This window comes from Paraflavitalea devenefica (assembly GCF_011759375.1).
Classification (GTDB): Bacteria; Bacteroidota; Bacteroidia; order Chitinophagales; family Chitinophagaceae; genus Paraflavitalea; species Paraflavitalea devenefica.
In genome coordinates, this window is the sequence record NZ_JAARML010000008.1 from 1 (window position 1) to 11,847 (window position 11,847).

An 11,847-nucleotide genomic window follows, 5' to 3' on the forward strand; every position below is an offset into this window, starting at 1 on the left:
CTGCTTCAAAAAACTTCCATCCTTAGTTATTCCCCCAGAATTTTATTCTTCCAGGAGCTTCCTTCTATTACACACCATATATCGTCCTAAAATGAAAAAAGACCGTCTCATTCTTTTGAGACGGCCTCATTTCTCATTATTGTATAGGTTAGCGGTTCGTCAGCGGCGGGGAGCGGGTTTTATGTTGCGGCCATGGTATACATCGGCTGGAATATGGTGGGTAGCGTACACGCGTTCCAGTATGCTGTATAAAGTGGGATCATAGCTTTTGAGGTCTTCCGGCGATTGTACGCGGATGTTCCCGTCATAGAATTCATAGTTGCTCCAGAACCACCACTGGCTGCCTTCGGCCCAATATTCGGCTACGGTATTAATGGCATATTGTCCTTTGTACAATCCTTTGGCTTTTGCGGCTTCATAGGCCGGGGCGATCTCGGCAAACAAAGCAGAGTCTGCATTGCGCAGAGCGCCCATGATGTTGTGACTGAACTCATGTACCAGGATGTTCTCTCCATAATACCGGGTGCCGGGATAACCCAGCAGGTTTTCTTCTGCGCAGGAGGTAACGGTGCCACCCATGCCCCTGGCCCGTTTGTTCCAGTACTCGCGGTCGGTCATGCTGGCAATGCCGCCGGGCTTGTCATAGTTTTCCCGCTCACCAGGAGTCAGCCGCCTGTCATCGCGTGTGGGCTTTTTCCAATTGCTGCGTTCCGGGAGGTCTGTTTCCATTTCTGTTTCTGCCATGACCAGCACGCGGGCTTTACGGCGTACCAGTTCGGCACGGATGTCGGGCCTTTTGGTAAGCATACAATTCACAATGTCACGCGCCATCAACAGGGCGGCATTGGGCACTTTGGGAGAGGAAACAATGGGAATGCCAAAGGCATCGGCATACTTCTTATAAAAGGTGTCCAGCGATAGCGATGCCGGCGGCGGCGTTATCATGGCCTGCTCATAGTCTTTTACCAGGGGTTCGCGTGCCTGTTGTGCAGTAACGGAAACGGCGGCGCCAAGGAAGCAAAGCAGTAATAGGGGGTGGAATGCTAATTTCATATTGTATGTAAGAGGCATAAATATCCGTGTTATCAATGATTTGGGCTAAATACCGCTTCACCTCGTTTTTGCCGATATTACCTTAATCAGGAAGATTGCGGATACATATTGTGTATAGTAATACACATTCGTACAATTTTAAACACTGCTGTCAAAAAAATCACTAAGTGGTAGTACTTAGTAGCATGAATTTATTTACATTTACGTTACCAGCAGTAAATGAACCTCTGTCTTTTGCACCAAGGTTCTGCAAAAGACAAATACCCCCTAAACATTTCCTTTTTTGATTGGTAGCCAGTAGCACCGTCAGGTTAAGCCTATACAGCTATGCTGTACGGTAACTGTTGTGCCTTGTTGACTATATACAATAGTCAAACGATTTTTTATTCCCCCAACCATACCGGAAAAACCATTATCAATTAAAATCATGTACTATGATCCGTCTCTACTCCTTATCTGGGGTAATTATCCTCCTGCAGTTTTTTTCGTTATCCCTCCACGCACAAACCACCAGTTGGAAAGGAACTGTCAGTACTTCCTGGCGTGAATCGGCTAACTGGACCAACGGTGTTCCCAGCTCCACCAAGGACGCTATTGTCGGGGATGCCAATTTCACGGGCTCTTTTCAGCCGCTCATATCGAGATCGGCCACTGCCAAATCGCTGACCTTGGGTGGAACAAAAGCGTCTACCTTAACACTAAGTAAGGCCCTAACGGTGTCGGGCGATATTACCATTACCGGCAATGGCACGATTTCCCAGGGCGGTACTACCATTTCACTTACAGGCAACTGGACCAACAATGGCAGTTATTCCGCTACCAGCGGCAGCGCTACAGTTGCCATGGCAGGTAGTGCACAAACAATTGGTGGCGCTGTTACCACTACCTTTCGGAAGCTCACAGTAAATGCGGGCAGTACGGTTACCTTAGCCAGGGCTGTAAATGTAACCGGTACGAACAGTTTACTTCGGGTAAAGGGGACGCTGCATCCTGGCGAAAGTCCTACAAACCTGGTCACGGCCGGGGCTTTAACAGTTGATGCCAATGCTATCCTAAAAGTATACGCGTCTACTTTTGCCAGCAACTATACGGTATCGGGCACCACTACCCTGAATGCCGGCAGCACGGTAGAATATGCAGCCGACGGTAATCAAACGGTACTCAATACACTTACTTATGGTACATTGCGCATCAGCGGAAGCGGTATTAAAACACCGGCCGGTAACCTGAATACGCTGGCCTCATCGTCAAGCACAGTAGGTAATATTTATGTGGCGGCAGGCACGCTGGACCTTAGTACGTTTACTGCCAACCGCGGTACATCAGTAACGGGTGGCACTTTTACAGTCTCGAATGGCGCTACCCTAAAGATCGGGGGCGCCAATACGTTCCCCACCAACTATGCCACCCGCACACTAACCCTTACCAGCACGGTAGAATATGCAGGTGCGGCACAAACAGTAGCAGCTAATACTTACGGGAATCTTACGCTTAGCAGTTCGGCCGGCGCAGCTACCAAGACCTTCCCCGCTACGCCTTTTACCATTGCCGGCAACCTTACAGCCACGATTGGTTCAGGTACTTCGGTGTCCTTCACTGCTGCTGCCGCATTGACCATCAGTGGCAATGTAACACTGGGAGCTTCCACTACTTTTAATGCCAGCAGTTTTTCACATATCATAACCGGTAACTGGATCAATAATGGTACGTTTACCGGCAGTACCAGTACGGTTACTTTTAATGGAGCCGGAACCCAACTCAGTGGCACAGGCGTCAATAATTTTAATAATATTTCTTTTGCCGCTTCTAATATTACGGCGGCCGGTTCTGCCGCGCTTAGTATTGCAGGCAACTTCAGCACAACCGGTCCGGGCATTTTTACCCATCAGAGCGGTGGCACCATTGCCTTCAGCGGTACTGCCAAAACCATTAGCGGTACAGGCATTACTTTCGATAATCTGTCGGTTACCGGTACTATAAGCACCGCCAACTCATTACTATTAACAGGCAACCTGGCGGTTAGTGCCGGTAGTTTTAGTCAAACAGCCGGCATTCTTACTATGAGTGGCTCGTCCAAAACCATCAGTGGTGGCGCCACAAAATCTTTCTACGGCCTCACCATTACAGGTACTGTCACTACGGCCGTCAGCTTTTCTGTTGCATCGGTGCTGGATATAAGCGGCAGCCTGACCGCTACTGCAGGCACGGCCACTTTTACCGGCACTTCTTCCCTCAACGGTACTGCCAACCTGTTTGATGTAACCCTGAACGGCACTTCCCTGCGATTATCCACCAATGCTGTACTGGGTATTGCGAACGTATATACTGTTATGGCGGGTACCCTGGACGTAACCAGCACCTCTCCCAATACGGTGAACTTTAACGGCACCGGAGCACAAACAGTTAATAGCGGCACTTATCACCATCTCACCATCTCCAATGGCAATACAAAAGCTGCCAGTGGCGCCATTACTACTAACGGACATATTACCATTGCTGCCAGCACTACTTTCAGTGGGGGCAATTTCACCCATACGGTGAATGGTGATTGGGTTAACCAGGGTAGCTTTACTCCCGGTATAGGCACCCTCACCTTCGCCGGCAGCCTTCCTTCTGCGATTGCGGGAGCTACTACTTTCAACACACTCACTATTAATAAGGCTGCCGCAGTAACTGTGGTAAGCCTGCAGAACAATGTAAGTGCAGGCACTATTAATATGACGAGTGGCCTTTTAAATACAGGCAGTAATACAGTGACCATTACTACCACCCGCACCGGCAATGGCATTATCCTGGGCAATATCCAGCGTACGCATGCATTTGCTACCAGCACCGCTTATGCTTTTGAGAGCCCTTCCAATACTATTACCTTTTCTTCCATCGGCGTAGCGGTTTCCAGCGTTACGGTATCGGTTACCAAAGGAGGTATTGACGATTTTCCTTTTGGTGGCGCCATCAACCGGCAATACAATATATCTATCCCATCGGGCACGTATACGGCTGTGCTGCGCCTGCATTATGAAGATGATGAACTGAATGGCAATGCAGAAGCCACCATGCCCTTGTGGAATTACACAGGCGCCGCCTGGGCCAATGCTGGCAAAACAACCAACAGCGCGGCCTCCAATTATGTGGAATTAAGCGGCCTTGGCAATATTACTACCCGGTGGACCTTATCAGATGCACCGAATGTGACCCGGTGGACAGGTGCGCTGAGCACCGACTGGAATACGGCCGGCAACTGGACCGCCGTACAGGGTAGTCCGGGCGCAGTGCCTACGGCCAATGATATTGTAGAGATCGGCACAGCCGCCTTTACCAATCAGCCTGCCATTACCACTGCAGCCAATGCAAAAAGTATCCTCTTTGGCAGCACCCAGGCAGCTACACTTTCCCTCAATGCAGGCGGTTCACTTACTACAGCCGGTAATATACAGGGAAGCTGGAGCGGTAATGCCACCCATACGATCAATGCAGGTGCACAAACTATCACAGTAAATGGCGATCTGACTTTGAGTGATGGCACTGCAGGTCATGCAATCAATCTTGCTATTGGTACAGGTACCGTGGGTGTAACGGGGTCCATCACCCAATCGGGTGGGGCCAATATTGTATTTTCGGGAGCAGGCACCTTGTCAACAGGCAATAATTTTAATTATGTGAGTGGCACTTTCACACCAGGTACCGGAACAGTCGTCTATAATGGCTCCAACGCGCAAATTGTAGCCGGCGTAAGCTATCATAATCTTAGCATCAATAAAAGCAGCGGTATTGCTTCTGCCAGTGCCTCTATTCCGCTATCCGGTGATCTTGCCTTACAGGGCGGCGCCCTTAAACTGCCGGTCAATGCTACTATTGCCGGCAATATAAGTACCAGTGCAGGTACCAGTATCACCAGTGAAAATGTTACCATTACAGTAGGCGGTAACTGGACCCATAGCGGCACTTTTACACCCGGCAACGGAACGGTGGTGTTGAATGGCGCCGGTGCGCAGACAATAGATGCCACTACTTTCAATAACCTGGTGATCAATAAAAGCTCCGGTACTGCTTCATTAACCGGTAATGTGGTTATCAATAATGATCTCAGCGTTAATGCCGGCACATTGGACATAGGGAGTTTTACCGCTTCCCGCAGCACTGCCGGTGGTACGTTTACGATCGCATCAGGTGCTACCCTGCTGATGGGCGGCGCTACCAATTTTCCTGCTAATTATGGCATCTACAGCCTGGCTGCCACCAGTACGGTGAATTATAATGGAACTGCGGACCAAACAGTAGCAGGTATTACTTATGGTAATCTTACTTTTAGTAACGGAGGCACCAATGCAAAGCTGCTGGCTGGTCCCGCCACCATCAATGGCGACCTTACCATTAACAGTGGCGCTACTTTTAATGCGGGAGGATCATACAGTGTAGGCTTGGGCGGCAATTGGGTAAACAATGGCAGTTTTGTTCCGGCTACCAGCACCCTGCTACTCAATGGCGCTGCTAAAACCATCAGCGGCAATACCACTTTTAACAGGATCACGGTATATGGCAGTTATACGGTTAACAACAGTGATATTGTTTATAATGATTTACTGAATGTTACCAGCACCGGATCGTACGCAGCCGGTTCGGGCAATGCCACCGTGAATGGAGACCTGACCAACAGTGGCAGCCTTACCAGTACCGGTGTTACTACTTTCACCGGTACTACGGTGCAAACCATCCGCTTCATCAATGCCCTCGTCTCCAACTCGTCCGGCGTGATCAATTTCAATGGCAATGTATCGCCTGTATTGAATTCCACCAGTTCGCCTACTTATGCCAATCTTAATGTCAACAATACAGCCGGTGTAAATCCCAGCGTGAACTGGCTGGTGCTGGTAAGCTTTACTATTGGCAGTGGCGCTACTTTTAACGGTGGCACACTAACCCATACTATCAAAGGCAATTTTACCAACAACGGTACAGTAACCAGCACAGGTACGTTGTGGTTTGATCCTTCAACTCCTGTAACGGTGAATTTTGGTCCGTCCTTTTCCAGCACCGGCACGCTCATTCTCGATGGTTCCGCGCCTATTACTTTCACAGGGACTCCCACTACATTGACTCATGTAGATATTGAAAGCACGGCCGGTGTTACTCCGCCAACAGGCTGGAATATAGGCGGCGATTTTATCGTGCACAGTGATGCTACTTTTAATGCAGGCAGTCACTCCTATACAGTAGCAGGCGATATAGAGAGCAATGGCACCCTGAATGGCGGCACCTCCACCTTCACCATGACTTCAGCAGCAGGCCAGATAACAGGCAGCCCAGGCACCCATTTTTACAATTTCACCGTAACAGGTAATGCCACAGCCAATACCGATTTCCAGGTTGACCATGATTTTACCAATAATGGCGTATTTGATGCTACGGTGGGTGGGTTGGCCATGACAGGCAATATTGCGGGCACCATTGGCGGCACCACCAATCCATCAACGATTGCGCATCTTACCATTAATAAAGGGTACAACGTTCCTGTTACCCTGGCGCGTAATATTACCACCCTTACTATCCTGCGCCTTACGGAAGGTATTCTCGATGCGGGCAGCTTTACGCTCACACAGGATGCAACGGATGGAGGAGAACTGGATATTGAAGACAGCGCTGTACTGAAGATCGGCGGCACCAATACGTTGCCTGTTTTTGATACTTACTCGCTGGATACCCTGAGTACGGTTGATTATGCAGGCACTACGCAAAGCATTGCCACGAATGTTACTTATGGTAATCTCACTGTTTCGACAGTTGGCACCAAAACACCCGGAGCAGCGCTTACTATGTTGAATGATTTCAACCTCAGCAATGGTACTTTCACCGGTGGCAGCTTCACCCACCTGCTGGGCGGCGACTGGAATATGACCAGTGGCACCTTTACCAATACCAGTACTACTATCCAGTTGAATGGTGTTGATTCGCAGTCTATTTTTTCTACCGGACCTTTTAGCAATCTTACTATTAATAAAGCTACCGGACCGGCCTTGCTGGCAGGCAATGTTACAGTTAATAATACGCTCAACTTTACGACTGGTAAGTTATGGCTCTCCAGCAATAACTTAACCATGGGTACCACAGGTGCCATCACCGGCGCTACTGCTACCAGTTATATTGTTGCAGAAGGGGCAGGTACGCTGGCACAACCCGTTACCAATGGTGGCAGCAAGGCTTTCCCGGTGGGAACTTCCCTGCAATATATTCCTGCTACGGTAGCGCTTACTGCCGGTTCGGTTACTGACAATATTTCTGTCCGGGTACTTGACAATGCTTATTTTGATGGCGATACAGGCCCTGCTGCTACCTCCGGCGCCGTAGATGCTACCTGGCTGATCAATGAAAGCGTAGCGGGAGGTTCAGTGGCCACCATTACCCTGCAATGGCCGGGTATACTGGAACTGCCCGGTTTTGCGAGAGGCATGAGTCGCCTGGCACATTATACCGGCGGCAATTGGGATTATGGCCCCGGCGATATTGCAGCAACCGGAACAGATCCTTATACTGTAACACGGGGAGGATTCACCAGCTTCTCTCCTTTTGCCGTGTCTTCCTTTCTGGCGCTTCCCGTTACCTGGTTAAACATCAGTGGCAAGAATAATGGCAGGGATAATGAAATCAGGTGGTCAACCGCCAATGAAACCAATAATGAATATTTTGCAGTAGAAGTATCGGTCAATGGAATAGATTTCGTTGAAGTGGGACGTGTGCCGGGCGCCAACAACTCCCTGTTTGAACAGCACTATACTTTTGTGCACAAAAATGTGCCTTACACAGAAGCCTGGTATAGGATTAAACAAGTGGATATCAACGGACGGTATTCTTATTCAAGAATGGTTAAAGTAACTATGGGCGAACAATTGCGCAGTGGCCTGGTGTATATTACCAATCCCGTGCAAAACAGGGTAACTGCCCTGATACGGGCCGAAAAGGCTTATCCTGCCAATATGCTTATTGTAGATGCTGTGGGAAGAGTGATCCATAAACAATCCATGCGGCTTAATACCGGCAGCAATGTGGTTGAGATCAGTCTGGCCCGGTATCCCCGCGGAGCCTATTTCATGCAGTATATAGATGAATACGGCAACAGGCAGGTGGCCAGGTTTGTAAAACAGTAAAATAGCCGGTCCGCAGGACTCCTTCGGAGAGTAAGCGTTTTAGTATAGAGCCGCGGGCCATAAGGTCCGCGGCTTTTTCGTATCACCCTATCAGGGTATTGCCCATTGCTGCAGGATGCTTAAAATTGTACATTTACAGGGCACAACCATTCACCTTGAACGCAAAGCTACCCTATATATTGAGCTTTTGGGTGCTCATGCTATGTATTATTGCTGCTGACGCCCAGTTGCCTGACTATCATATACGCCTGTTTGATGAAAGTTTTGGCATCCGTACAGTGGGCCTGCGACGGATGACGAAAGACCAACATGGTTTTGTATGGCTGATGTACCACAATAGGGTGAAGCGCTTTGATGGTAAACGCATCAGGGAATTCTTTTTTGGAGAAAGGCATAATTCCATCCTATGCGACCGGGAAAACCAGGTGTGGGTTTCCTCACCAGATAAGCTCTATCTATTCAAGGATGATCATACCGGGTTTAAAGAAATAGAAGTAGACACTGTTGCCAGGCTTCAGTTGGGCGTTATGTTCCAACTGCCCGGCCGGCCGGTATGGCTACTCACTGCCCGTGGTCTGTACGCGTATGACGCACAGGCTGGAAAGTTCAGCCAATTGAAAACACCTTTTCCAGGGTCATATCCCTTCAATACCAGGCAATACGCCTTAAGTACTTATAACCATTTTGTTTTTTACGCTTCGGCCACATACATCTATCGCAACAATACAGCTACCAGCCAATGTGACTCCCTGCCAGTGAGTGAACTGTATTCTGTTAACGCACTGAACGAGCAGCAGGCATTGGTGACCGACTGGAAGAACCAATCCTTCCTGTACGATTTCTCCAGCCAAAAGACAGAGCCGGTAAATATCAGGCAATACCTCTCCCCTATTACAGATGATTTCCTGGCGATCAATGATGTGATCAACCTGGATACCAACCGGCATTTACTGGCTACTACCAAAGGATTGCTTGAATACAACAGCAATACCGGCCAATACGTAATACGCAGGTTATTCTATAAGGGCCAACCGCTTTCCAACCAGGAAGGGCTGGTAGATCTTTACCTCGATAGCGACCGCCAGGTATGGGGTTGCAGTGATTTCAGCCTGCTCTCTTTTAACCCGGTACAACAGGGTATTGGCCTGATACGCAACTGGGAAACCGATCCGGCAAAGTTGTTTAGCAATCATATAAGAGGATTTGCTGCCGATGAAAAGGAGAACCTGTGGCTGGCCACCATCAATGGCATTGCCTATTTCGATATACAACGGGGAACGATCCAGCCCATTTTCCCCGTGGCAGGCGCTACCGACAGAATGAACCACCCTTCCATTCGCGGCCTTGTGTATGATGGCCGGTATGTGATCATTGGCCAAACCAATCGCGGTATCTGGCTGTATGAACCATCCTCCGGCAAGTATAGAAGACCAGCCTTCCCTGCCGGACCGGCAGGCGATTCCCTGCGCCGTAAGCTGGAGGAGGATTTTATTGACCAGATCTATACCCTGCACAATGGCCATCATGTAGTGGCAGCGCGGGATGGTGGTTACCTGCTGAACGGGAAAGATTATACTATTGCTCCACTTCACTTTCCGGGTGAAAAAGAGAACCTTAATTTTTGCTACCAGGACAGCCGGCAGCAGGTATGGATCGGCACAGGTAAAGGAGTGCATTGCCTTGATTCCAATCTCGCCTTCCGGTTCTCCGTGAAGGAAGGCTTCGCTGGTGTTGCCAGGTGTATGTATCAGTTAACAAACAACGAGTACATTCTGGGCGCCAAAGGGCTGTACCGGGTACAACAAGCAGATGACAAAGCAAGACTTGAAAAGATCAATCCTTATTTTGACAATATAGCCATTCATAGTATTTATAAGGACCACGCCGGCCGCTTGTGGCTGGCCACTGATGATGGTTTGTACCGGTATAACCTGCAGTCGAAAAAAGTAGAATACTTTGACCAGTTTGACAATATCCAGGGCAATCACTTTTACCAGAACAGCGCTTACTATAGCAGGCAGGGTATCCTGTTCCTCGGCGGCTTTAATGGTATTAATTATTTTAATCCTGAAACGGTACGGGCTGCCGAAGATTCACTACAGGTTACCATCACAGGTGTAAGCGTTAATAACGATGATTCCAGCTATATCCAATATGCCGGAACGCCGAAGCTTAACTATTTTCAAAATTCCGTGGACATTGATTTTGTAGCGCCTTATTTCTCCAATACGGGCAGGGTGCAATACCGCTACAGGCTGAAGGGGCTGGACAATAACTGGGTGCATAATGGTAACAATAATACGGTACGCTTCAGCTCCCTGTCACCCGGCTCCTATACTTTTACCGTGGCGGCCAGTATGGGCGGGGAAAAATGGTTTGAAACAAGTAGGCCATTCTCTTTTGTTATTCGTCCGCCATTCTGGAGTACGTGGTGGTTCCGGCTACTGGCCATCACCGCCGCCCTCATTTTATTGTACCGCTGGATTCAGTCACTACGGGAAAAGATCAGGGCAGAGAAAGTATTGAATTATTTTGCTACCTCACTGTATGGTCAAAATACCGCAGAGGATATATTCTGGGATGTAGCCAGGAACTGTATAGCACAGCTTCAATTTGAAGATTGTGTAATTTATGAGTATGATGAGCCGCGCAGGTTGCTGGTGCAAAAAGCCGCCTGGGGGCCTAAGAACCCCGTGCGGCGCGAAATATACAATCCGCTTGAGATTCCCCTGGGCAGCGGCATTGTAGGCGCTGTGGCGCAAACCGGCAAAGCAGAGATCGTGAACAATACCCTTAAAGATGAACGGTATATTGTGGATGACAGGCGCAGACTGTCGGAGATCACGGTGCCCATTATGGTGGAGGGCAAGCTTTTTGGCGTGATTGATTCGGAGCATCCACGCAGGAATTTTTATACCAAAAGGCACCTGCGATTGTTGTTAAAGATAGCAGATACCTGCGCTACCAAACTATCCAAATACCTGGCCGAGGAAAAGCTGCGCAGTAAAATTGCCCGCGACCTGCATGATGAAATGGGATCTACACTTACCAGTATCAATATCATCAGTAAGCTGGCCATGCAGCAAACGACGCAGCAGGCGGCTATGCAGCATCACCTGCAGCGTATTAAAGACCATTCCACCCGCATGATGGAAAGTATGAGCGATATTGTATGGGCCATCAACCCCGCCAATGATACTTTTGAAAGGATCATTATCAAGCTCAAAGAATTCACTGCCGAAATGCTGGAGCCGGCCCGCATGAATTATTATTTTACCGAAGATGAGCAACTGAATAGTATAAAGCTCAACCTGGAACAACGGAAGGATATTTACCTCATTTACAAAGAGGCCATTAATAATACTGTCAAATACAGTGAGGCCACTGAAGTAACTGTCACACTATGCTGTCAAAATGGCTATATGCGCCTCCTGATCACCGATAACGGAAAAGGGTTTGATACGGTTAAGGTCTATTCAGGCAATGGTATTAAGAATATGCACAGCCGGGCTGCCGAACTGCAGGCCCAATTGACCATTGAATCCATACAGGGCGCAGGCACTACCGTGATGCTGCAGTTGCCGGTCACATGATTGGGGTATACAGAAAAGGAAAAAACAATGTAAGTTGCAATGTCTTTTTACCATAATGA

General features: G+C 48.7%; 3 protein-coding genes. 2 read left to right on the forward strand and 1 reads right to left on the reverse strand.

Annotated features, from left to right (window positions below; all coding sequences use genetic code 11):
• Positions 1–159: 159 nt before the first annotated feature.
• Complete coding sequence (locus tag HB364_RS30360) at positions 160–1,053, reverse strand: hypothetical protein (protein WP_208420156.1); 894 nt, start codon at positions 1,051–1,053, stop codon at positions 160–162.
• 434 nt (positions 1,054–1,487) lie between these two features.
• Between HB364_RS30360 and HB364_RS30365 the strand changes: the two genes are divergently transcribed.
• Both HB364_RS30365 and HB364_RS30370 read left to right on the forward strand, forming a co-directional pair.
• Positions 1,488–8,195 (forward strand): beta strand repeat-containing protein, encoded by a 6,708-nt coding sequence (locus HB364_RS30365; RefSeq protein WP_167292211.1) that lies wholly within the window; start codon positions 1,488–1,490, stop codon positions 8,193–8,195.
• Positions 8,196–8,350: 155 nt separating this feature from the next.
• Positions 8,351–11,788: a sensor histidine kinase gene (locus HB364_RS30370; protein WP_167292212.1), complete on the forward strand. Its 3,438-nt coding sequence runs from the start codon at positions 8,351–8,353 to the stop codon at positions 11,786–11,788.
• Positions 11,789–11,847: the final 59 nt, after the last annotated feature.

Bases quoted from the DNA above. Each gene is read 5' to 3' on its own strand.
- HB364_RS30360 (WP_208420156.1), bottom strand. From the start codon at position 1,053: ATGAAATTAGCATTCCACCCCCTATTACTGCTTTGCTTCCTTGGCGCC.
- HB364_RS30365 (WP_167292211.1), top strand. From the start codon at position 1,488: ATGATCCGTCTCTACTCCTTATCTGGGGTAATTATCCTCCTGCAGTTT.